18 protein-coding genes and 1 pseudogene are annotated in these 21,734 nt (G+C 69.7%); 7 read left to right on the forward strand and 12 right to left on the reverse strand.

Annotated elements, in window-relative coordinates; all coding sequences use genetic code 11:
- The first annotated feature begins 321 nt into the window (after window positions 1-321).
- Window positions 322-2,283, forward strand: coding sequence for a transglycosylase SLT domain-containing protein (locus D9R12_RS14720; protein WP_170159280.1), 1,962 nt, complete (start codon window positions 322-324; stop codon window positions 2,281-2,283).
- A gap of 95 nt (window positions 2,284-2,378) precedes the next feature.
- Window positions 2,379-3,614 (forward strand): multifunctional CCA addition/repair protein, encoded by a 1,236-nt coding sequence (locus D9R12_RS14725; RefSeq protein WP_122231545.1) that lies wholly within the window; start codon window positions 2,379-2,381, stop codon window positions 3,612-3,614.
- Between the two features lie 269 nt (window positions 3,615-3,883).
- Here D9R12_RS14725 and D9R12_RS14730 read toward each other — a convergent pair whose 3' ends face one another.
- A complete protein-coding gene (locus D9R12_RS14730) occupies window positions 3,884-4,789 on the reverse strand; it encodes a LysR substrate-binding domain-containing protein (protein ID WP_244672042.1) in 906 nt (301 codons plus the stop codon).
- 115 nt (window positions 4,790-4,904) lie between these two features.
- Between D9R12_RS14730 and D9R12_RS14735 the strand changes: the two genes are divergently transcribed.
- The gene (locus D9R12_RS14735; protein WP_244672041.1) at window positions 4,905-5,921 is read left to right on the forward strand and encodes a YeiH family protein; all 1,017 of its coding nucleotides are present in this window, start codon (window positions 4,905-4,907) and stop codon (window positions 5,919-5,921) included.
- An 87-nt stretch (window positions 5,922-6,008) separates the two neighbouring features.
- On the opposite strand, the gene nagA is transcribed toward D9R12_RS14735, so the two are convergent.
- The 3 genes from nagA to D9R12_RS14750 all read right to left on the reverse strand — a co-directional run bounded on the left by nagA (window position 6,009) and on the right by D9R12_RS14750 (window position 8,927).
- Window positions 6,009-7,157, reverse strand: coding sequence for an N-acetylglucosamine-6-phosphate deacetylase (gene nagA, locus D9R12_RS14740; protein ID WP_122231549.1), 1,149 nt, complete (start codon window positions 7,155-7,157; stop codon window positions 6,009-6,011).
- A gap of 190 nt (window positions 7,158-7,347) precedes the next feature.
- Window positions 7,348-7,758, reverse strand: coding sequence for a VanZ family protein (locus D9R12_RS14745; protein ID WP_043290760.1), 411 nt, complete (start codon window positions 7,756-7,758; stop codon window positions 7,348-7,350).
- Entirely contained in the window at window positions 7,746-8,927 is a 1,182-nt protein-coding gene (locus tag D9R12_RS14750; protein ID WP_014162033.1) for a class I SAM-dependent methyltransferase, read from the reverse strand. The genes D9R12_RS14745 and D9R12_RS14750 overlap by 13 nt, the downstream gene beginning before the upstream one ends.
- A gap of 347 nt (window positions 8,928-9,274) precedes the next feature.
- On the opposite strand from D9R12_RS14750, the gene D9R12_RS14755 reads away from it, so the two are divergent.
- The gene (locus tag D9R12_RS14755) at window positions 9,275-10,114 is read left to right on the forward strand and encodes a proteasome-type protease (protein WP_014162034.1); all 840 of its coding nucleotides are present in this window, start codon (window positions 9,275-9,277) and stop codon (window positions 10,112-10,114) included.
- Between the two features lie 88 nt (window positions 10,115-10,202).
- Here the strand turns inward: D9R12_RS14755 and D9R12_RS14760 are convergent, their stop codons facing one another.
- Together D9R12_RS14760 and D9R12_RS14765 are read right to left on the reverse strand one after the other, a co-directional pair.
- On the reverse strand, window positions 10,203-11,144 hold the full coding sequence (locus D9R12_RS14760) for an alpha-E domain-containing protein (protein ID WP_014162035.1): 942 nt from the start codon (window positions 11,142-11,144) through the stop codon (window positions 10,203-10,205).
- On the reverse strand, window positions 11,144-12,595 hold the full coding sequence (locus tag D9R12_RS14765; protein WP_014162036.1) for a circularly permuted type 2 ATP-grasp protein: 1,452 nt from the start codon (window positions 12,593-12,595) through the stop codon (window positions 11,144-11,146). Before D9R12_RS14765 ends, D9R12_RS14760 begins: the two co-directional genes overlap by 1 nt.
- 288 nt (window positions 12,596-12,883) lie before the next feature.
- On the opposite strand from D9R12_RS14765, the gene D9R12_RS14770 reads away from it, so the two are divergent.
- Entirely contained in the window at window positions 12,884-13,624 is a 741-nt protein-coding gene (locus D9R12_RS14770) for a pteridine reductase (protein WP_014162037.1), read from the forward strand.
- A 95-nt stretch (window positions 13,625-13,719) separates the two neighbouring features.
- On the opposite strand, the gene D9R12_RS14775 is transcribed toward D9R12_RS14770, so the two are convergent.
- The 6 genes from D9R12_RS14775 to rhlB form a co-directional block, all read right to left on the reverse strand.
- A complete protein-coding gene (locus D9R12_RS14775; RefSeq protein WP_014162038.1) occupies window positions 13,720-14,127 on the reverse strand; it encodes a 2-amino-4-hydroxy-6-hydroxymethyldihydropteridine diphosphokinase in 408 nt (135 codons plus the stop codon).
- A complete protein-coding gene (gene folB / locus D9R12_RS14780) occupies window positions 14,124-14,495 on the reverse strand; it encodes a dihydroneopterin aldolase (RefSeq protein ID WP_052299828.1) in 372 nt (123 codons plus the stop codon). The genes D9R12_RS14775 and folB overlap by 4 nt, the downstream gene beginning before the upstream one ends.
- 1 nt (window position 14,496) lies before the next feature.
- Window positions 14,497-15,339 carry a response regulator gene (locus tag D9R12_RS14785; RefSeq protein ID WP_014162040.1) on the reverse strand — a complete coding sequence of 281 codons (843 nt, stop codon included), beginning with the start codon at window positions 15,337-15,339 and terminating at the stop codon, window positions 14,497-14,499.
- 19 nt (window positions 15,340-15,358) lie between these two features.
- Window positions 15,359-16,327, reverse strand: coding sequence for a permease-like cell division protein FtsX (ftsX, locus tag D9R12_RS14790; protein WP_122231553.1), 969 nt, complete (start codon window positions 16,325-16,327; stop codon window positions 15,359-15,361).
- Window positions 16,328-16,364: 37 nt separating this feature from the next.
- On the reverse strand, window positions 16,365-17,051 hold the full coding sequence (gene ftsE, locus D9R12_RS14795; RefSeq protein ID WP_014162042.1) for a cell division ATP-binding protein FtsE: 687 nt from the start codon (window positions 17,049-17,051) through the stop codon (window positions 16,365-16,367).
- Between the two features lie 155 nt (window positions 17,052-17,206).
- Entirely contained in the window at window positions 17,207-19,000 is a 1,794-nt protein-coding gene (rhlB, locus tag D9R12_RS14800; protein ID WP_122231555.1) for an ATP-dependent RNA helicase RhlB, read from the reverse strand.
- Window positions 19,001-19,225: 225 nt separating this feature from the next.
- Between rhlB and trxA the strand changes: the two genes are divergently transcribed.
- Window positions 19,226-19,567 carry a thioredoxin TrxA gene (gene trxA, locus D9R12_RS14805; protein WP_014162044.1) on the forward strand — a complete coding sequence of 114 codons (342 nt, stop codon included), beginning with the start codon at window positions 19,226-19,228 and terminating at the stop codon, window positions 19,565-19,567.
- Window positions 19,568-20,114: 547 nt separating this feature from the next.
- A pseudogene (gene rho, locus D9R12_RS14810) lies at window positions 20,115-21,641 on the forward strand (transcription termination factor Rho); the annotation flags it as partial.
- Window positions 21,642-21,734: the final 93 nt, after the last annotated feature.

Below are 21,734 nucleotides of genomic sequence, written 5' to 3' on the forward strand. Positions count from 1 at the left end.
AGACGCGATACGAAGCCCTGCGCCAACGGGGCAAGTGCGCCAAGGTCGCCATCACCGCCTGCATGCGGGTACTGCTCACCCGCCTCAACGCCATGGCCAGAGACCAAACTGAATGGAGAATGACAGGCGCCTGAGAAGACAGTTGCTCCTACAAACACCCTGATCTCTGGTGAAATTCCGCTTTTCGTAGGAGCAACTGTCTGCTCGACGCGTTCGGCCCCCTCTCCTCCGCTTGCGGGGGAGAGGGGGCAAAAAGCCCCCGCGATGCGGCGCCGGGCCATGCAAAATCCGATTCATCCGGGCCTGCCTATCATCGGTGGCATGATCCGCCCCGCCCTGCTCTCTGTTTTGATCGCCCTGTGCGCCGCGGCTGCGTTGGCCGGCGCACAGGACCTGGACGCCCAGCGTCCGCTGGTGCGCAGCGCACTGGAGGCGGCCGAACGTGGCCAGGCCCCGCCATCGCAGGATCCCGCGCTGGCCCATCATCCGCTGCGTGGCTGGATCGAGTTCGCCCAGCTCAAGCGCGACATCGACCGTGTCGGCAACGCACAGGCGCAGGAGTTCCTGCAGCGCAACGCCGGCCAGGCGGTGGCTGCCGCGTTCCGCAGCGCCTGGTTGCCGGCGCTGGCACGGCGCAAGGACTGGGACGCGCTGCTGGCCAACTGGCAGCCTACCGACGACATCGGCCTGCGCTGCGCACGCCTGCAGGCGCAATGGGTGCTGGGCAAGGCCGATGCGACCTGGACCCGCCAGGCACAGGAGCTGTGGCGCGCCGCGGCCAGGCCGTTGCCCGATGGCTGCGATCCGTTGTTCGCCGCGCTCACCGCGCAGGGCCAGCTGGACGATGCGCTGCGCTGGGAACGCATCGACGCGGCCGCCGCGGCCGGCCAGAGCGCGGTGATGCGCGCGGCGGCCAATGGCCTGTCCAGCGGCGAACGCGCCCAGGCGGTGGCCTATGCCGGCTTCCTCGATGCCCCGGCCGCGCAGGGGCTTGGCTGGGAGAAATCCGATCGCAGCCGGCGCATCGCCAGCAACGGCCTGGCGCTGCTGGCGCGCAAGGATCCCGACGCGGCCGAGCGGCTGCTGCCGCAGTACGCCCAGACCCTGGGCCTGAGCGCCGAACAGCAGGCCCAGGTGCGCTACCAGATCGCGCTGTGGACGGTGGCGTCCTACCTGCCCGATTCGGCCCGGCGCCTGGCCGCGGTCCCCGCCAGTGCCTATGACCCGCGCCTGCACGAATGGCAGGTCCGCGAGGCACTGGCGCGCGGCGACTGGCCGGCGGCGCTGAAGGCGATCCAGGCGATGGACCCGGCCCAGCGCAGCGAGGTGCGCTGGAAGTGGTTCCAGGCGCGCATGCTGGACAAGGCCGGCCAGCCCGATCAGGCCAGGCGCCTGTATACCGAGGCGGCCCGGACCGCGACCTTCCACGGTTTCCTGGCCGCCGACAGGCTCGGCCAGCCCTACGCGCTGTGCCCGCGCGAACCGCAGGACAGTGCGCAGGCCAGGGCGGCCGTGGCGCGCGATCCGGCCCTGATCCGGGCGATGGAGCTGTGGAAACTCGATCGCGCCGCCTGGGCCACGGCCGAGTGGAACGACGCGCTGACCCGCTTCAACGACGACCAGCGCCGGATCGCGGTGGAGGTGGCGCACGACAACGGCTGGTTCGACCGCGCGGTGTTCGCCCTGGGCAGGACGCCCGAGGAGCTGCAGCTGTACCGCCTGCGGTTTCCGCTGCAGCACCAGGGCGCCATCCGCCGCCAGGCATCGAACAACGCCATCGACCCGGCCTGGCTGGCCGCCCAGATCCGCGCCGAAAGCGTGTTCAACCCCAATGCGCGCTCGCCGGCCAACGCAATGGGCCTGATGCAGGTGCTGCCCGGCACCGGCGCCGAGGTGGCCCGGCGCAACGGCATCGCCTATGGCGGTGCGCAGAGCCTGTATGACCCGCAGACCAACATCGCCATCGGCAGCGCCTACCTGCGCGAGCTGCTCGATACCTACGGCACGCCGTATGTGACCATCGCCGCCTACAACGCCGGCCCGGTCCCGACCGCGCGCTGGCAGTCACAGCGCCCGGGCCTGGAGCCGGACGTGTGGATCGAGACGATCAGCTACAAGGAAACGCGCGACTACGTGGCCCGGGTGCTGGCCTTCAGCGTGATCTACGACTGGCGCCTGAATGATGACGCGCTGTCGCTGACCGACCGCATCCACGGCCGCCTGGACGGCCAGCGCAAGCGTCTGGCCTGCGCGGAACAGCCAGGAACGAGAAATGAGGAGTGAGAAACGAGGGAGGAGCAGCGCATGATCCTGGCGTCGGTGTCTGGAGCAATCATGCTGCCCCTCGTTTCTCACTTCTCAACACTCACCCCTGCCCCATGAAGACCTATCTGGTCGGCGGCGCGGTCCGCGATGCCCTGCTCGGCCTGCCGCCCGGCGATCGCGACTGGGTCGTGGTCGGCGCCACCCAGGCGGACATGGAAGCGCGCGGCTTTCGCGCGGTGGGCCGTGATTTCCCGGTGTTCCTGCATCCGCACACGCAGGAGGAATACGCCCTGGCGCGCACCGAGCGCAAGTCCGGGCGCGGCTATCGTGGCTTCGTGGTAGACGCCGACCGTTCCGTGACCCTGGAACAGGACCTGCAGCGCCGCGATTTCACCATCAACGCCATCGCCCAGACCGAGGACGGCATGCTGGTCGATCCCTACGGCGGTGCGCGCGATATCCAGGCGCGCGTACTGCGCCATGTCGGGCCGGCCTTCTGCGAGGATCCGCTGCGCGTGCTGCGCGCGGCGCGCTTCATGGCGCGCCTGGCGCCCCTGGGCTTCACCGTGGCGCCGCAGACGCTGGCGCTGATGCGGCAGATGGCGGCCAGCGGCGAGCTGTCGGCCCTGGTGCCCGAGCGCGTCTGGCAGGAACTGCGCCGTGCCCTGGCCGCCGCGCAGCCCAGCGCCTTCCTGCGCACCCTGCATGACACCGGCGCCCTGGCCCAGGTACTGCCGGAAGTGGATGCGCTGTACGGCGTGCCGCAACGCGCACAGTTCCACCCCGAGATCGACACCGGCGTGCACCAGGAACTGGTGTGCGACATGGCCGCACGGCTGGCGCCGGGCGATGATCTGATCGGTTTTGCCGCACTGACCCATGACCTGGGCAAGGCACTGACGCCGGCCGAGCTGTTGCCGCGCCACATCGGCCACGAGCAGGCCGGCCTCGGGCCGCTGCAGGCGCTGTGCCAGCGCCTGAAAGTGCCGGCCGAACACCGCGAGCTGGCGATGATGGCCTGCCGCGAGCACCTCAACGTGCATCGCCTGGCCGAACTGCGCGATGCCACCGTGCACGACCTGCTGGCGCGCTGCGATGGCTTTCGCAAACCGGCGCGCATCGCCCAGCTGGCGCTGGTCTGCGAATGCGACATGCGCGGCCGTGCCGGCAGCGCCGAGGACGATTACCCACAGGGGCGCGAACTGGTCCGCCTGCACGCCGCCGCCTGTGCGGTCAGCGCACGCGACCTCGCCCAACAGGGCCTGAGCGGCCCGCAGATCGGCCAGGCCCTGCGCCGCGCGCGCATCGCGGCGATCGCGCAGGCGCGGGCGGCAAACCACCGCGCTTGATCCTTCGCACCCGTGCGGGAGGGACACGGCACGGCATGCATACCTTGGAGCACCCGCGCTGCTGCGTGTTCGCCCCCGCTCCCCCGCGCGCCGCTGGCTCGGGCCGGGGTGCGAAGCAGAGGGTCGGGGTGAGGGGGTCGAGGGTGCCGGCCCTGCCGACGCGATGACACATGCCCGCTCCGGAGCCAGCTGCGGTTGGGCTTCTAGCAAAAAGCCCGCGTCATGCCCGTAAACGGACAGACAGAGCAGAGCTGACTGGTGCCGACAAGTCAGCCACTGCCTGCAAGCTGGGCCAGGAACGCGTCCAGCGCCGGTGAACGCGGCCGGTTGGCCAACTCCAGCCGATAGAGCGGGCGCTGCAGCGGCGGGCCATCGGGCAGGCGCAGGGTGCGCAGCTTGCCGACCGCAATCAGATCGGCCACCACCGCGGCCGGCAGGATCGCCACCCCGACCCCGGCAGCCACCGCGCGGGCGATGGCCTCGTTGCTGCCGATTTCCAGCGTCTGCGCAGGCTCGATGCTGCGGGCCTGGAGCAGGTCCCGGGCGACCTCGCGCGTGCCCGAGCCGGGCTCGCGCACCAGCCAGCGCTGCGCGGCAAGCTGTCTTGCGCTGGCCCGTCGCTGCGCGCCCAACGGCGATGATGCCGAGACCACCGCCTGCAGCGGCTCTTCGCGCCAGCGCGTGGCGACGATGCGCTCGTCATGCGCCGGGCCTTCGACGAAGCCGGCATCGATGCGGCAGTCCACCAGCGCATCGGCGATCTCGCCGGTGTTGCCGACCACCAGCGCGCTGTCCAGTTGCGGGTAGCGCGCCGCGTGGCGGGCGAAGACCTCGGCGAGCCAGTACGCCGCCACCGTGGTGCTGGCGCCGATGCGCAGGCCGCCACGGCGCAGGCCGACCCGTTCGCGCACGTCTTCCAGTGCCGCCCGTTCCAGCGCGAAGATGCCGCGTGCGTGCTGGTACAGCGCCTGGCCGGCGCCGGTCAGATGCACGCCGCGCCCTGCGGAACGGTCGATCAGTGGCAGGTCCAATTGCGACTCCAGCTCACGCACTGCCTTGGACACTGCCGACTGGCTGACGAACAGCGCCTGGGCCGCGCGCGAGAAGCCCTCGTGCTCGACCACTGCGGCAAACACGCGCAGCAGGTGCAGGTTCAAGCCATGAGCTGAAGTCATGCTTTGTTGAGAATGATGTATTGGACGCATTCTAGCCACCGGCGGAGCATGGCGGCATCTTCCTGACCGTCCGGGCGCCGTCATGGCCGGCATTGCCACCCATTCACGACCCGCCATGATCCGCAGGCCAGGCATCTGGCCGGGGTTGATCCTGGTGCTGGCCATCGCCCTGGCCGGCATTGGCCTGTCCAACCTGCCTTGGGCCAAAACGACCGGACTCAGCGCGCTGACCCTGGCCATCATGCTCGGCATCGCGCTGGGCAACACCGCCTTTCCCGCCATCGCCCCACGCACCGGCGCCGGCGTGGACTACGCCAAGGGCATGCTGCTGCGTGCCGGCATCGTGCTGTACGGCTTGCGGGTGACTTTCCAGGATGTGAAGGGGGTCGGCCTGGCTGGCCTGGTGATCGACGTGATCGTGGTGGCCGGCGTGTTCTGCGCGGCCACCTGGATCGGCACGCGCGTGCTGAAGCTGGATCGCGACACCTCGATGCTGATTGGCGCAGGCAGCGCGATCTGCGGCGCCGCGGCGGTCCTGGCAGCCGAACCGGTGATTCGCGCACCCGCCCACAAGGTGTCGGTCGCCATCGCCACGGTGGTGGTGTTCGGCACGCTGGGCATGTTCCTGTACCCGTGGATGTATCCGTCCCTGGGCCTGGACGCGCACGCCTACGGCGTCTACGCCGGGTCGACCATCCATGAGGTCGCACAGGTGGTGGTGGCCGGGCGCGCGGTCAGCGAGCAAGCCGGCGCGGCGGCGGTGATCGAGAAGATGCTGCGGGTGATGCTGCTGGCGCCGTTGCTGCTGGTGCTGGGCGCGTGGCTGCGCCGCGGCAGCAACGGCGCCCAGAGCGAAGCGGCGCCGCTGACGATCCCGTGGTTTGCCATCCTGTTCGTGGTGGTGGCCGGCTTCAACTCACTGCACCTGCTGCCCAAGCCCGTGGTCGATGCGACCCTGATGCTGGACACGCTGCTGCTGGCGATGGCAATGGCCGCACTGGGCCTGCGCACCCACTGGGGCTCGATCAAGCAGGCCGGCGCCAAGCCGCTGCTGCTGGCCTGGATCCTGTGGGTGCTGTTGCTGGGGGGCGGCTATCTGCTCAACCGCGCCGCGCTGGCCCTGCTGGCCTGAAAAATGCGCCCGCCGCGCCGACGTCCCGAGCCCGGCAAGACATCGACGGGGAGCGAAACGGGCCGGTTGCGGCGTTGCCACGGCCGGCTAGCCGGTCGCGCTGCTTCCGCCGATCCAGGTTTCGACGACCTGCAGACGATCGTCCAGTGCCACCAGGTCCGCACGCAGGCCGGGGGCGATGCGGCCGCGCTCGTGGTCCAGGCCCAGGCACTGGGCCGGATACAGCGCGGCCATGCGCACGGCTTCTTGCAGCGGCAGGCCGAGCAGCCGCACGCTGTTGCGCACCGCGCTGGCCATGTCCAGCGCCGAGCCGGCCAGCGCACCGGCAGCGTTGCGCACCACCCCGTCGACCGCGGTGATGGTTTCGCCGTACAGCTCGAAACTGGGGCTTTCGGCACCGACCATCGGCATCGCATCGGTCACCAGCAGCAGCTTGCCCGGCCGCTTGGCGGCCAGCGCCACGCGCAGCGCGCCCGGATGCACGTGCACGCCATCGACGATCACCCCGCACCAGCTTGCTTCATCTTCCAGCGCCGCGCCGACCGCGCCGGGGCTGCGCCCTTGCAGCGGCGACATGGCGTTGAACAGATGGGTGAACCCGCGCAGGCCCGCGTCCAGTCCGGCGCGGATCTGCTCGTAGCTGCCGGCGGTGTGGCCGGCGAACACCAGCGCCCCGCGCGCGACCAGCGCGGCGATGCGTTCGGGCCCCAGCCGTTCCGGTGCGACGGTCATCAAGGTGATGCCGTTGTCCAGCGCGGTGGCCATGGCCATTTCATCCTCGTCCGGCACGCGGAACTGCCGCGCGTCGTGGGTGCCCTTGCGCGCCGGCGCCAGGTACGGGCCTTCCAGGTGGATGCCCAGCACCCCGTCCACGCCATTGGCGATGGCCTGGCCGGTGGCGGCGATGGCCCGGCGCATGGTGTCGGCGCCATCGCTGATCAGCGTGGGCAGGAAGGCGGTGGTGCCGAACCTGCGATGCGCGCGCCCGATGGCGGCGATGCCCGCGGCGGTGGGCGTGTTGTTGAACAGCACCCCGCCGCCGCCGTTGACCTGCAGGTCGATGAAACCCGGCGCCAGCCACGCCCCGCCCAGGTCGCGCAGGTCGTCGGTCCGGGCGCGCGCGCCAGCGGCATCGGTCAGGGCAATGATGCGGCCGTCCTCGATCACCAGCGCGCCGCCATCGACGATGCCCGCCTCGGCCAGCACCCGCGCGTTGACCAGGGCAAAGCGGCTCATGGGGTCCCGGTGACCTTGTGCAGGTGCGGCGGCATGTCCGGATTGTGCCCGCGCGCCAGGGCCAGCGCACTGACGGCCTGGCGCCACCGCCGCGCAGCGCCTGGACCAGCGCCGGCATGCCGGCCTCGGTGCCTTCGGGCTGGGTGCGCGGCGTGCCTGGCGATGTCCTCGGCGGCCTGCCGGGCGATGGTCAGTGGCTCCGGCGCGGAAACCAGCGCAGCAGCAGGTCGCGCGCGGGTGTCAGGGCCACCAGCAAACCCAGCAGCACGCCGCTGGCATCGGCCAGCGCATCGATGGCATCGGGCGTGCGATCGGCGGTGAACCAGCCCTGCAGCAACTCGATCAGCACGCCCAGGATCACCAGCCAGGCCGCCGCCCGCAGCAGCGCACGCCGGGTGGCGAACAACTGCACCGCCCACGCCGCCAGCACCGCGAACGCACCGGCGTGTTCGAGCTTGTCCATGCCTTCGGCGACCTTGGGCAGATCCTCGCCGGGCAGCAGGCAGGTGGTCACCACCAGCACCATCGCCAGCACCCAGCCACCGAACCACAGTGCCGGCCAGCGGACCGGCTTGATCGCACCGATGCTCACAGTCGCCATGTCAGGTCGCCGGACAGGAACGCCGCCTCGAAATTGCATTGGCGCGCAAAGCCCATGAACTGGAACCGCTCGCCCATCTGGCTGGGCAGGGTGAGCTGCTTGAACGCGTTGCGCAGGCGCAGCACACCCGCGGCGTCGGCACCGGTTTCGGCCTCGGCCAGCCGGTCGGCCAGGCCGTTGCCGAGCAGGAAGCCGGCCTGGCTCGCATAACCGGCCAGGTCGAAGCCCGCGCCGGTGCCGGCTTCGGCCAGGGCGGTGAAATCCACCGAGGCGGTGATGTCCTGCAACCCCGGCCAGCGATACACATCGTGGTGCATGCGGTGCCGGTAGAAGGCGCGGGTGGTGCCGCCGTCACGCTGGTCCAGGTAGTACTCCCTGCGCGGATAGCCGTAGTCGCAAAACAGCAGCGCCCCGGCCTGCAGCCTGCCGATCACCGCCTGCACCCAGTAGGGCAGCTGCGCCAGCAGCTCGGAGCGGTAACCGTCCTGGAAAGGCGCCTCGCGCGCGCCCTCGACATGGCGCACGGCGGCGGTCAGCAGCGGGTCGGCCGGGCGATCGGTGGCCACGAAGCGGCCTTGGCCATCCAGCGCCACGTGCTCCTCGAACACCTGCCCCCCGCGCAGGGTGAAGCGCGGGGTGGGCAATGCATCGATCACCTCGTTGGCGAAGACCACGCCGTTCCATTCGCCGGTCGGCGGGGTATCCAGCCATTCCACGCGGTCCAGGACCGGCCCGGGCAGGTGCTGGCCCAGGCGCTGGCGCTGGCGCTGGCGCAGGTCGGCGCTGGGTTCCAGGATCCAGTACCTGGCCGGCATCGCATCCAGCGCCAGCAGGCGCTTGAGCATGACTTCGGCCAATGCGCCGCTGCCGCCGCCGATCTCCAGGAAACAGGCCTGCGGACCCAGCTCCTGCAGCACCGGCGCCAGTGCCTGCGCCACCGTACCGGCAAACAGCGGCCCCAGCTCCGGGGCGGTCACAAAGTCGCCGGCGCCACCGAACTTGGTCGCCCCGGCGCTGTAATACCCCAGGCCCGGGGTGTACAGGCAGCGCTCCATGAAGCGCGAGAACGGCACCGCTCCACCGGAGGCGACGATTTCGCCGCGGATCATGGCGCCGAGCTGGTCGCTGTGGGCCAGGGCGTCGGCATCGGGAAGGGGCAGGTCGGTCATCTGTAACAGGGCAGGGCGGCAGGGGTGGCCATGGTACCTGGGCGCCTGTTTGCGACCGTAGGCGCAAAGGCGCCTGGATCCAGCGCAGGCCGGTGCGAGGCGACCATTCAAGCCGGCCGGGCGGCGCCTGAATGCAGCTCGCAAGGGCGCCATCGCGCAACCGGCCGGGGCGCCGTGCCGGTGCCAGGGCAAACGCCGCGGGGAGGGGGTTTCATGCCGCCGACCCGGTTCCACGCGCTGCCTGCAATGGCGGTGCGGCCGGAATATCCTGTATCGACCGCCGCCCGGCCCTAGCCAGCGCCGGAGGGCGCCCCTATGATCGCGGGGCACTCTTCCCCGGTTGTGACATGACTTACTGCGTCGGCATCGAAGTGGACGAAGGCCTGGTCTTCGCCGCGGATACCCGGACCAGCGCCTCGTTCGACGACGTGCGCGTCTATCGCAAGATGCACATCTTCGAGTACCCGGGCGAGCGGGTGTTCGTGATCCTGTCCGCAGGCAACCTGGCCACCACCCAACTGACCATGTCGCGGCTCAATCGCGACGCGGACGACCCGTCCTGCACGCGCAGCCTGCGCACCTTCAAGCACCTGTTCGAGGTGGCCGAATACGTCGGCGAGGTGCTGGTGGCCAGCCAGTCGGCGGTCAACGACCAAGCCCAGCACAGCGGGGTCAGCGTGCAGTCCACGCTGGTGCTGGGTGGCCAGATCGCCGGCGAGCGCCACGGGCTGTACATGGTCTACCCGCTGGGCAACTGCATTGCCACCTCGCCGGAAACCCCGTACCTGCAGATCGGCGAATCCAAGTACGGCAAGCCGATCCTGGACCGCATCCTGCGGCCGGACACCAGCCTGGAAGACGCCGCGCGCTGCGCGCTGGTGTCGCTGGATTCGACCATCCGCTCCAACCTGTCGGTGGGCCTGCCACTGGATCTGGCCCTGATCCGCGCCGGCGACCTGAGGATCACCCAGCAGATGCGCCTGGAAGCGGACACCCCGCTCTACGCGGAGATTCACGACACCTGGTCGCGCAAGCTGGAAAACGCCGTGCGCACTCTGCCCCGCTTCCCGTGGGAGCCGGCGCGCGAAGGCCAGGAGGAGGACCAGCGCTCACTGGCCCAGGTGATCGCCCCACCGCGGCGCATGGCCGCGCGCCAGGACCCGGGCGACGAGGCCGGCCAGCAGTGAAGCAAGGAATGAGTGGAGAGGAGTGAGCAACAGCGAGCAAGGCGGCCGCTTTGCCCACTGCCCGCCGCTCCTCTTGGCTCACTCCTGCTCAGTTATAGAAATACCCTTCGACCACCGCGCCGTGCAGGTTGCTCAGGTGCACCTGGATCTCGTCCATGAACGCGGCCGGGTCGTGCGCCGCCAGCCACACCGGATCGGCATTGCGAAGCATGCCGACCACACGGTTGAGATGACGGTCCACGCCCGGCCGCGGCGGCATGGTCGGCAGCACGTGCTGGATGCGGGCCAGGCAGAACTGGACACTGCGCGGAAACTCGGTGTTCTGCAGCAAAAAGCGCAGCGCATGCTCGCCGCTGACGCGCTGGCGGATGTGGCGCCGGTACATCTGATAGGCGGCCAGCGAGCGCAGCACCGCCATCCACTGCATGTTGCGAAAGGCCTCGCGATCTTCCTCGCTGCGCGGGGTGATCAGGCCCGAGGCGCCGGCATCGATGATGCGGGTGGTCATGTCGGCCTGCTCGATGCCGGTGCCCAGGCGCAGGAACTGGTAGCCGATGTCGCGGCTCACATTGGCCGACAGCAGGCCGGAGACCTTCAGGCAGCCATCGACCACCCGGGTGATGAATTCCAGCCGGTAGCGCCGCTGCAGGGCGCGCTCGCCGCTGCCACCCAGGTACAGGTGCAGATCGTTGACCGCTTCCCACACCTCCTGCGGCAGGGTGTCGCGGATGCTGCGCAGGATCTCGCGCGCACCGCTGATGGAAACCGTCAGCGAGGAAGGGTTTTGCTCGTCCAGCAGCAAAAAGCGCACCACCTCGGCATCGGCCACGTCGGTGCCGGCATCCGGATGCAGCGCGGTGAATATCTCACCCGAGCCGACCGTGTCGATCATCGGCCGCCAGCTGAAACGCACCGAGCGCGGCAGGTCCAGCTGCAGCATGCTGCCGACCCCGACCAGGCGCGCGGTGTTTTCCGCGCGGCGGATGTAGCGGCTGAACCAGTACAGATTGTCTGCCACCCGCGAGAGCATCAGTGCGTCCCCTGGTCATCGGCATCCACCACCCAGGTGTCCTTGGCGCCGCCGCCCTGCGAGGAATTGACCACCAGCGAGCCGGGCGTCATCGCCACCCGGGTCAGCCCGCCGGTGGTGACGTAGGTGTCCTCGCGCGAGAGGATGAACGGGCGCAGGTCCAGGTGCCGCGGCGAGGGACCCTGCTCGGTGATGATCGGCGCGGTCGACAGGTTCAGGGTCGGCTGGGCCATGTAGTTGCGCGGATCGGCCTGGATCAGCGCGCGGAACTTCTCGCGCTCGGCCTGGCTGGCGCGCGGGCCGATCAGCATGCCGTAGCCGCCGGACTCGTTGGCCGGCTTGACCACCAGCTTGTCCAGGTTGGCCAGCACATGCCTGAGGTCCTTTTCGTCGTGGCACAGGAAGCTGGGCACGTTGGGCAGGATCGCCTCTTCGCCCAGGTAGTACCTGATCATCTGCGGCACGTAGGCGAACACCACCTTGTCATCGGCCACGCCCGCACCGGGCGCGTTGGCCAGCGCCACCTTGCCGGCGCGCCAGCTGCGGATCAGGCCGGGCGCGCCCAGCAGCGAATCGGGATGGAACACTTCCGGATCGATGAACAGGTCATCCACGCGCCGATAGATCACATCCACCCGCTGCGGGCCGTACACGGTGCGCATGTAGGTGCAGTCGTCGTCGGCCACGAACAGGTCCGAGCCTTCGACCAGCTCGATGCCCATCGCCTGGGCCAGGTAGGCATGTTCGAAGTACGCACTGTTGAACACCCCCGGGGTCAGCAGGGCGATCACCGGCGCATCGCCCGGACGCGGCGACAGCGCGGCCAGGGTGTCGTAGAGCTGGCTGGGGTATTCGTCCACCGGCAGGATCGAGCTGGTCTCGAACAGTTCCGGGAACACGCGCTTGGCGACCATGCGGTTTTCCAGCATGTAGCTCACCCCGGAGGGAATGCGCAGGTTGTCCTCCAGCGCGTACAGGGTGCCGTCGCCGTCGCGGACCAGGTCCGAGCCGCAGATGTGCGCCCACACGCCCAGCGGCGGGGTGATGCCCACGCACTGCGGGCGGAAATTGACCGAATCCTTGAGCAGCATCGCCGGGAACACCTTGTCCTTGACGATCTGCTGCTTGCCGTAGATGTCGCCGATGAACAGGTTCAGCGCGCGCATGCGCTGCTTCAAACCGGCCTCGGTGACTTCCCATTCCTTGCGCGGGATCACCCGCGGGATCAGGTCGAACGGCAGCGTGCGGTCGACGTTGCGACCGTCCGAGTACACGGTGAAGGTGATGCCCATGACCCGGGCCACGACATCGGCGGCAAGCTGCCGTTCTGCGATCTCGCGGCCGGACAGGCCGCCGAGATATTCGACCAGGCGACGGGCGGCGGGGCGCGGCTGGCCGTCTGCCTGGATCAGCTCATCAAAGGTGGAACTGCGGTACTTCTCCCAGTCCATTCGCTCCGTTCCGTCGACCCTTGCAGCCAGCGGAAAGCGGTGCAAAAGGGGATGTCAGGCAACATGCCCGCAAACCATGATGGGCGTCAAGCAAGCGATCCAAAACCCCATGACGCATCGTTGGCCGGGCAGCAACATGCTTTGCGTGGGAGCCGCTTCAGCGGCGATGGGGCTTTCCCGGCAAGGCACTTGCCGGGCGAAGTCCCACATCAGCTCTGTCGGCAGTCCGGGGCGGCATAGCGCGGCAATGCCACAATCGCGGTTCCATTTCCCCATCAGCTCGCCGCCATGTCCGATCTTGCCCGTGTTGCCCTGGTCACCGGTGCCGCCAAGCGGATTGGCGCGGCCATCGCCCGCGCCCTGCACGCCGATGGCTACGCGCTGGCATTGCACTACCGCAACTCGGCGCTGGAGATGCAGGCGCTGGCCGATGAACTGGAAACCGCACGGCCCGGCAGCACGCTGGTGCTGCAGGCCGAGCTGGCCGAGGTCGAGCGGCTGCCGCTGCTGGTGGCGCGCACTGTCGAGCGCTTCGGCCGGCTCGATGCGCTGGTCAACAACGCCTCGGCCTACTACGCCACTCCGGTGGGCACGGCCACCCCGCAGCAGTGGGACGCGCTGTTCGCTTCCAATGCGCGCGCGCCGTTCTTCCTCTCGCAGGCGGCCGCACCGCATCTGAAGCACAGCGCAGGCTCCATCGTCAGCATCGCCGACATCTTCGCGCAGCGGCCGTTGCCCGAGCACACCCTCTACTGCATGGCCAAGGCCGCGCTGGTGATGATGACCCAGTCGCTGGCGCGCGAACTGGGCCCGCACGTGCGGGTCAACGCGATCGCGCCGGGCAACATCCTGTGGTCGGAAAACCCGGTCAAGGCCGAGACCGGGCAGGTGCTGCGCGAACGGGTGCCGCTGCAACGCCAGGGCACGCCGGCGGACATCGTCTCGGCCGTGCGCTGGCTGCTGGATGGCAATGGCTATGTCAACGGTCAGGTCATCGCCATCGACGGCGGCCGCTCGGTGTTCGTGTAGGGCGGGTCTTGACCCGCCATGACCGGCCCGTCCGGCATCGCTTGACCCGCCATGACCGGTTCGTCCGGCATGGCAATGGCGGGTCAAGACCCGCCCTACGATCCAGGCTGCCCGCGCAGCTGGTCCAGTACCTCCTGCATCAGGCTGACGAACAGCGGATGCCGGAGCTTGGCATCGTCGCGCCACAGCACGATGCCGTGTGCGTCGCATTCGCAGGCCAGGTCGATGTCGATCACGCACTGCGCCTGGCCGGGCACGCGGCCCAGTTCGGCTTCGGTCGCCTTCAGCCAGGGCACCAGCGCATCGGGGCTCAGCCCGCAGGCCAACACCAGCGCCTGGTTGTGGAAGTGGCGCGCATCGCCGGCGCTGACGCTGGGGCCTTGCACGCAGCGCGAGGTCGCTTCGACCAGGCCCTGCGCCGACAGCAGCTCGGCGGCCAGGCGCAGCACCTGCGGTGATTCCAGGCTGCTGCCCAGCAGCAGCACGTAGCGCCGGGTCGTCATGCCGCGTCCCTGGTGCGCACGATCCGCACGCCCACCCCGCGCGCGGCCGGCACCGCCTGCGGTTTGGTCACCCGCAGCAGCACCGCCTGGATCGGGAAATCGCGCAGCAGCTGCGCGGCCACGGTCTCGGCCAATGCCTCGACCAGGGCGAATCCGGATTGCGCACAGGTCGCCTGGATCGCCTGCGCCACCACCGCGTAATCCACCGTGTCGGCCAGTGCGTCGCTGCCGCCGGCGCTGCGCGTGTCGAGGGTCATCTCCACGTCGAACAGCAGCGGCTGGGCCGCGCCACGTTCGGCCTGGTAGACGCCGATCAGCGCCTGCACCCGCAGTCCATCGATGAACACCACATCCGCCACGGCCGCCACCTCAGTCGTCCACACGCGGGCCGGCCATGCGCGCCAGGCGCAGCTGGAACAGCACCTTGGTCACCAGCAGGCGCTCCTCGATCGGCTTGAGCACCAGGTCGTTGGCGCCGCTTTGCAACAGCTCGGCCTGGTTGTCGCGGTTGCTGTCGCCGGTCATCACCAGGATCGGCAGGCGGCGCTTGCCGTAGCCGAAATCGATGCGCACGCGCTGGACGATGTCCACCCCGCTCAGCTCACCCTTCAGGGTCACATCGGTCAGGACCAGATCGAAGCGGTGGGTGGACATGCCCAGCGATTCGGCCGTGAGCAGGGCGAAGGCGTCCTCGGCGCGCAGCACGTGCACCACTTTCAGGTCATGGCGCTCGAGCATGCGCCGGGTGGTCTCGGCAACCACGCGGCTGTCCTCCACGTACAGCACGGTCGCCCCGGGCATGGCCTCGGGCTGCACGTAGCCCTGGATGAAGGCGGCCAGGGCCTCGTGGCCCAGCGCCTTGTCGAAATAGTCGGTGACGAACTCGGTGAAGCGGCGTTGCTCAAGATGCGACTGCGCCTCGCCGGAGACCACGATCACCGGCACGTAGGCCTGGCCGGCGGTCTCGCGCACTGCGCGGGCCACTTCCAGGCCGGTGCCGTCCTTGAGCGACAGCGCCGTGGTGACCAGGTCGACCGCCCCTTCGGCCAGCGCCTTGCGCGCTTCGGCCAGGGTGGCACAACCGACCACCTGGACCTGCGGCAGCTCGCGCCTGAGCACATCGCCGATCAGCTTGCGCACCATTCTTGAGCCGTCCACGACCATGACCCGGGGCGTCTGACTGATCAGGTGGCGCAGGTCGTGTGGAGGCATGGCGGGCGGCGAGCTCAGGTCAGGTGTCGGTAGGGCGGGTCTGGCGCAGGAAGTGCCCGGTGACCCACCAGGCCCCGAGCCAGCCGATGAGCAAGGCCGCCACCAATACCAGCCCGGCGCGCACCGGGTCCAGCCCGTCGAGCGCGAAGCGGCTGCCATAGCTGCGGGCCAGCGCATCCAGCGGCGCGCGCAGGGCAAATCCGGCACCCAGCACCAGGGCCAAAGCCAGCACCCCGGCGCCCAGTCCGTACCAGGCGCCCAGGTAGATGAAGGGCCGGCGGATGAAGCCATCGGTGGCGCCCAGCAACTGCAGCACGCCGATTTCCTCGCGCCGGGACTGGATGTCCAGGCGCACGGTGTTGCCCACCACCAGCAGCGCCCCGAGACCGAACAGCGCCGCCAGCACCCACACCAGGCGCGTGCCGAAGCGCAGCCAGCTGTCCAGGCGCTGGCGCCAGAGCGCATCGTGCTGGACCAGATCGACCTCGGGCAGCTGCTGCAGCTCGGCGGCCAGCGCGGCGTCGTCACCGCTGGGGATCACGATCAGGCGCGCCGGCAACGGGTTGTCCTCCAGCGCATCGATGGCCGCCTCCAGGCCGCTGAGCTTGCGGAACTCGGCCAGGCCTTGTTCCGGCGTGCGCAACTGGACGCTGGCCACGTCGCCGTGGCCGCGCAGCCGGGCGGCCAGCGCCTGGGCGCGCGCGGCCGAGGTGTCGGTCTTCAGGAACACATCGATCTGGCGCGAGGCCTGCACGGTGCCGGTCAAATGCTGCACGTTGACCAGCGCCAGCCACAGTCCCAGCGGCAGGGCGAAGGCCACCGCCATCACCCCGATGGTCAGCGCCGTGGACCACGGCCGGCGCAAGGCGCGGCCCAGGCTGGAGACGAAACTGTAGAGGTGCTGGTCCAGCCAGATCCCCAGGCCCGAGCGCGGGCCGGGCGCGGCCTGGTTGGTCTGGATCCTGGGAGCGGGGGCCGGCGCGCTCATGGGTGGGACGCCGCTGTCGATGCGCAGGTCATGACGGTCATTCGGCCAGATCGTCGGGGTTGATGTCGTCCATCAGCCGGCCGTGGTCCAGGATCAGCACGCGCTTGCGCATGCGCTTGATCAGGGCCAGGTCGTGGCTGACCACCAGCACCGAGGTGCCGCGCTCGGGCATCGAGGCGAACAGCGACATGATTTCCGCGGCCAGGGTCGGGTCCAGGTTGCCGGTCGGCTCGTCGGCCACCAGCAGCTGCGGCTCGGACACGATCGCCCGGGCGATGCCCACCCGCTGCTGCTCGCCGGCCGAGAGCTGGGTGGGCAGCGCGCGCTCGCGATGGCCCAGTCCCAGGCGGGTCAGCACCTCGCGCACGCGCTTGCCGATCTCGCCGCGGCGCTCGCCGCGCAGGATCAGCGGCAGGGCCACGTTTTCGGCCACGGTGCGATCGGTGAGCAGGCGGTGGTCCTGGTAGACCGCGCCGACATGCCGGCGATGCAGCGCGATCCTGCCGCCGCGCACCTTGAGCAGGTTGCGGCCGCCGAACACCACCGCGCCGCGGCTGGGCCGCTCGCTCAGGTGGACCAGCTTGAGCAGGGTGCTCTTGCCGGCGCCGGAGTGGCCGGTGACGAACAGCATCTCGCCTTCGGCCACCTCGAAGCTCACCTCGGACAGGGCCTGGTGGCCGCCGGGATACTGCTTGCTGACGTTTTCGAAGCGCAGGACGGTCATGGGCGGCGATTATGCCTATCGCCTCGTGAGCGGTGGGCGGCGATGGCCACCCTCGACGCCATCCAGCCGGCACCCGGCCAACCCACCGCGCGCCGCCTGCAACGAAAACGGGCCGCCCGATGCGACCGGCTCGCTGCGGCCATCGCGGCGGTCGATCAGCCGCCGACCAGCGACTTGATCTTGCGGCCCAGGCGGGTCAGGAACGAGTCGTTGGGATGGGCGGCCGGGGCCTGGTCCGGGCGCGCCTTCGGCGGCACGGCCCCGCCGGCGCGCGGCGGATGCGCGGCCGCGGTGGCATCGCCCTGGCCGTTGCCGGTGCTGGCGACCTTGGGCGTGGCACCCTCGCCCTCGAGCGGGCGGCCATGGCGACGACGACGACGCTTGCGCGCCGGCTTGTCACCCTGCGGCGCCTGCGGATCGGCCACCACGCCCGCAGCAGGCGCTGGTGTGGCGATCGGTTCGCTGCCGGCGACGACCGGCGGATCAGCCACTGGCGGCGCCGGGGCGTCCGAGGCAGCCACCGGTTCAGTGCGCGGACGGCGCGGCGCACGCGCAGGCCGGCTGCCCGCCGCCTCGCCCGCATGCCCCGCGCTGCGGCTGCCTTCGCGCGGGCCACTGCGGCCACCGCCCGCGCCTGCGGACGAACGCCCGCCGCCGCGACGCGCCTCGTCGGCGGCCTTCTGCTCGCGCGCCTGGCGGAAGATCGCGCTGACGCTCTCGGTCTCCTCGCCCGCTTCGACCGGCGCCAGCGGCGCGCGTTCGGGACGCGGCAGCGGGGTCAGCAGCTCGGCGGTGACCGGTTCGACCGGGATCTTCTGCTCGATGTAGGCCTCGATGTCCGGCAGGCTCATCGCATAGCGCTCGCAGGCAAAGCTGATCGCGTCGCCCTCGGCGCCCAGGCGCGCGGTGCGGCCGATGCGGTGCACGTAGTCTTCGGCATCGAACGGCAGGTCGAAGTTGTAGACGTGGCTGACGCCATCGATGTGCAGGCCGCGCGCGGCCACGTCGGTGGCCACCAGCAGCTCGAGCCGGCCGGCCTGGAACTGCTTGAGCAGGGTCTCGCGCTTTTTCTGCGGGACATCGCCGGACAGCACGCCGACCCGGTAGCCGGCCTTCTCCAGCGCCCGGGCCACCCGCTCGACGAAGGCCTTGGTGTTGACGAACACCATCGTGCGCGCGCCTTCGCTGCGCGAGAGCAGGCCGATCAGCAGCGGGATCTTCTCCTCGTCGGCCGGCAGGTACAGGCGCTGGCGCACGCGCGCGGCGGTGATGGTCTCGGTTTCCACGACCAGCTTTTCCGGCTCGTTCATGTGCTCGTAGGCCAGCTCCAGCACCCGGTGGCTCAAGGTGGCGCTGAACAGCAGGGTCTGGCGGGTGGTGCGCTCGGGCATGCGCCGCAGCAGGAAGCGGATGTCCTTGATGAACCCCAGGTCGAACATGCGGTCGGCTTCATCCATCACGCAGATCTCGCAGGCGTGCAGGGACACGACCTTGTGCTGCTTGACGTAGTCGATCAGGCGGCCCGGGGTGGCGATGATCACATCCACGCCCTGCTGCAGCAGCTCGCGCTGCCTGTCGTAGTCCACCCCGCCATAGATCAGCGCAAAGCGCAGCCCCAGGGCGTCGCCGAACTTCATCGCGTCCTTGTGGATCTGGATGGCCAGCTCGCGGGTCGGGGCCATGATCAGCGCACGCGGGTCTTCCGGCTTGCGATCGGCCAGCGCCGGCCGGGTCAGCAGGCGGTTCATCACCGCCACCAGGAACGCCAGGGTCTTGCCGGTGCCGGTCTGGGCCTGGCCGGCGACATCGCGCCCGGCCAGGGCCACCGGCAGGGTCAGCGCCTGGATCGGGGTGCAGCGGGAGAACCCTGCCGCTTGCAGGCCGGCCAGCAGCGTCGGATGCAGGTCGAAGGTGTCGAAGGTGATGTCGGTGAGGGGTTTGTCGCTCATGAATTCTCTTTGCGCCACCGCAATGGGGCGGCGGCTGGCTGGGTCAGGGGCGGAGAGGTCCGCTTGCATCGCCGGCAACCCGGTCGCAAACTGGCGACTCGATGCCGAGTGGCGTGGCCTCGCCCTTGCATGCAGGGCTTTGATCAGGCCGCGAAAGGCCCCATTTTACCGCATCCGGCGGCCATCTTCGGCCCCGCACCGCGAAAAACCCCCCGGAGACCTTTGATGAGCGACAAGGTGACCCACGTCGGCGATGCCGATTTCGACGCTGCCGTCCTGCAGTCCGATGAACCCGTCCTGGTGGATTTCTGGGCCGAATGGTGCGGTCCGTGCAAGATGATCGCCCCGGTCCTGGACGAGCTGGCCGACAGCTACAGCGGGCGCCTGAAGATCGTGAAACTCAACGTGGACGAGAACCGCGCCACCGCCATCAAGTACCACGTGCGCAATATCCCGCTGTTGCTGCTGTTCAAGGATGGCCAGGTCCAGGCGACCCAGGTCGGCGCCGTCGGCAAGGGCCAGCTGACCCAGCTGATCGACAAGACCATCGGCGCCGCGGCCGCCTGAAAGCGCCGCCCGGGCAGGCCGGCGCGGCGCGCCGGCGTGTCTGAATCCGTTGCAACCCCTGGCCGGAGCGCGCTTGAAGCCGCTCCGGCACAGTGATAGTGTCAGTGCCATCCGGCGCGCGGGGATCTCGCGCCGCACCCTTCTGCAGTACCACTTCCCAGTCACTCCAGCCGCCCGCCCCTTTGAGTCGCCGGCCGCTCGCAACCTCTCAGTGAGGAATCGCACTTTGTCCGACAGTAACGAAACCGGCGCCGCAATCGCCGAGAAGCGCGTGCGCAAGCCGCGCGTCGCCAAGACCGCCACCGCCAAGGGCGATGCCGGCGCGCCGCAGGCCAACCTGGCCCTCGACTCCACTCCCGCCACACCGCGTGCGCCCAAGCCGGCAGCGGAAAGCTTCGCGCCCGCAGCGCCTGCGCCTGCCCCGGCCGCAGCCCCGCCCCCGGCCCCCTCTCCGCCCGCAGCGCAGCCGCCGCGCCAGGAGGCGCCGCGCAATGACGCCGGCAACGACAACGGCCCGGCCGGCCACGGCAACCCGCCGCAGCAACCTGGCGGCGGCAACCAGGAAGGCAGCAACCCGCGCCTGCAGCAGCACAACGGCCAGCCGCAGGGCCAGGGCCAGAACCCGAACAACAACCGCCGCGAGCGCTTCCGCAATCGCCGCGACCGTGAGCGCGGTGGTGGCGGCGGCGGCGGTAGTGGCGGCGGCAACCGCGGCGAGCGATTTGGCGGCAACGGCGACGGCTTTCCGGCCGACGGCGCCAACGAGAACTTCGTCCCGCGCCCGCATCCGCAGGTGCCCGAAGGCTTCCCGCAGTATTCGCTGAGCGACCTCAAGCGCATGCCGGCCTTCAAGCTGCTGGACATCGCCGACCAGCTGCAGATCCAGGAAGGCGTGGCCCGGGCCCGCAAGCAGGACGTGATCTTCGCCCTGCTCAAGGTGCTGACCCGCCATGGCGAAGGCGTCGCCGCCGACGGCGTGCTGGAGATCCTGCCCGACGGCTTTGGCTTCCTGCGCGCGGCCGAGGCCAGCTATCTGGCCGGCCCGGACGACACCTACATCTCGCCCAGCCAGATCCGCCGCTTCAACCTGCGCACCGGCGATCACCTCTCCGGCCGCATCCGCTTCCCCAAGGACGGCGAGCGCTACTTCGCCCTGTCGATCGTGGACACCATCAACGGTGAGCCGATCGAGGCCAGCAAGGGCAAGGTCCTGTTCGAGAACCTGACCCCGCTGTTCCCGCGCAAGCGCTTCACGCTCGAGCGCGGCAATGGCTCCTCGGAGGACATTTCCGGGCGCATCCTCGACCTGATGGCGCCGCAGGGCAAGGGTCAGCGCGCGCTGATCGTGTCCCCGCCCAAGGCCGGCAAGACCATGCTGATGCAGCAGGTGGCCACCGCCATCACCACCAATCATCCCGACGTGCACATGATCGTGCTGCTGATCGACGAGCGTCCGGAAGAAGTGACCGAGATGCAGCGCACCGTGCGCGGCGAGGTCATCAGCTCGACCTTCGACGAACCGGCCGCGCGCCACGTGCAGGTCGCCGAGATGGTGATCGAGCGCGCCAAGCGCCTGGTCGAGCACAAGAAGGACGTGGTGATCCTGCTCGACTCGATCACCCGCCTGGCCCGCGCCTACAACAACGTGGTGCCGTCCTCGGGCAAGGTCCTGACCGGCGGCGTGGATGCCAACGCCCTGCATCGTCCCAAGCGCTTCTTTGGCGCTGCGCGCAACGTCGAGGAAGGTGGAAGCCTGACCATCATCGCCACCGCGCTGGTGGAGACCGGCAGCAAGATGGACGAGGTGATCTACGAGGAGTTCAAGGGCACCGGCAACTCCGAAGTGCACCTGAACCGCCGCATCGCCGAAAAGCGCGTCTACCCGGCCATCGACATCAACCGCTCGGGTACCCGCCGCGAGGACCTGCTGATCGAGCCGGAGCTGCTGCAGAAGATCTGGATCCTGCGCAAGCTGCTGCACCCGATGGACGAGATCGCCGCGATGGAGTTCATGCTGGACAAGATGAAGAACACCAAGTCCAACGACGAGTTCTTCAGTTCGATGAAGCGGTAAAGCCTGCAGCCGCTTTCTGCAGCAAACCCGGCAAGCCCCGCAATCTGGACTGCACCCCGGAAGTTGGACGCCCATCCAACCTCCGGGGTGTTT

This window comes from Pseudoxanthomonas spadix (genome assembly GCF_003703395.1).
Classification (GTDB): Bacteria; Pseudomonadota; Gammaproteobacteria; order Xanthomonadales; family Xanthomonadaceae; genus Pseudoxanthomonas_A; species Pseudoxanthomonas_A spadix.

Excerpts from the sequence above, each read along its gene's own strand:
- D9R12_RS14720 (WP_170159280.1), top strand. The coding sequence starts at position 322 with ATGATCCGCCCCGCCCTGCTCTCTGTTTTGATCGCCCTGTGCGCCGCG.
- D9R12_RS14745 (WP_043290760.1), bottom strand. The coding sequence starts at position 7,758 with ATGGCGACTGTGAGCATCGGTGCGATCAAGCCGGTCCGCTGGCCGGCA.
- trxA (WP_014162044.1), top strand. The coding sequence starts at position 19,226 with ATGAGCGACAAGGTGACCCACGTCGGCGATGCCGATTTCGACGCTGCC.
- rhlB (WP_122231555.1), bottom strand. The coding sequence starts at position 19,000 with ATGAGCGACAAACCCCTCACCGACATCACCTTCGACACCTTCGACCTG.
- D9R12_RS14765 (WP_014162036.1), bottom strand. The coding sequence starts at position 12,595 with ATGGACTGGGAGAAGTACCGCAGTTCCACCTTTGATGAGCTGATCCAG.
- D9R12_RS14735 (WP_244672041.1), top strand. The coding sequence starts at position 4,905 with ATGATCCGCAGGCCAGGCATCTGGCCGGGGTTGATCCTGGTGCTGGCC.
- D9R12_RS14785 (WP_014162040.1), bottom strand. The coding sequence starts at position 15,339 with ATGCCTCCACACGACCTGCGCCACCTGATCAGTCAGACGCCCCGGGTC.
- ftsX (WP_122231553.1), bottom strand. The coding sequence starts at position 16,327 with ATGAGCGCGCCGGCCCCCGCTCCCAGGATCCAGACCAACCAGGCCGCG.
- D9R12_RS14750 (WP_014162033.1), bottom strand. The coding sequence starts at position 8,927 with ATGACCGACCTGCCCCTTCCCGATGCCGACGCCCTGGCCCACAGCGAC.
- D9R12_RS14725 (WP_122231545.1), top strand. The coding sequence starts at position 2,379 with ATGAAGACCTATCTGGTCGGCGGCGCGGTCCGCGATGCCCTGCTCGGC.
- D9R12_RS14755 (WP_014162034.1), top strand. The coding sequence starts at position 9,275 with ATGACTTACTGCGTCGGCATCGAAGTGGACGAAGGCCTGGTCTTCGCC.
- nagA (WP_122231549.1), bottom strand. The coding sequence starts at position 7,157 with ATGAGCCGCTTTGCCCTGGTCAACGCGCGGGTGCTGGCCGAGGCGGGC.
- D9R12_RS14770 (WP_014162037.1), top strand. The coding sequence starts at position 12,884 with ATGTCCGATCTTGCCCGTGTTGCCCTGGTCACCGGTGCCGCCAAGCGG.
- D9R12_RS14730 (WP_244672042.1), bottom strand. The coding sequence starts at position 4,789 with ATGACTTCAGCTCATGGCTTGAACCTGCACCTGCTGCGCGTGTTTGCC.
- D9R12_RS14760 (WP_014162035.1), bottom strand. The coding sequence starts at position 11,144 with ATGCTCTCGCGGGTGGCAGACAATCTGTACTGGTTCAGCCGCTACATC.
- ftsE (WP_014162042.1), bottom strand. The coding sequence starts at position 17,051 with ATGACCGTCCTGCGCTTCGAAAACGTCAGCAAGCAGTATCCCGGCGGC.
- D9R12_RS14775 (WP_014162038.1), bottom strand. The coding sequence starts at position 14,127 with ATGACGACCCGGCGCTACGTGCTGCTGCTGGGCAGCAGCCTGGAATCA.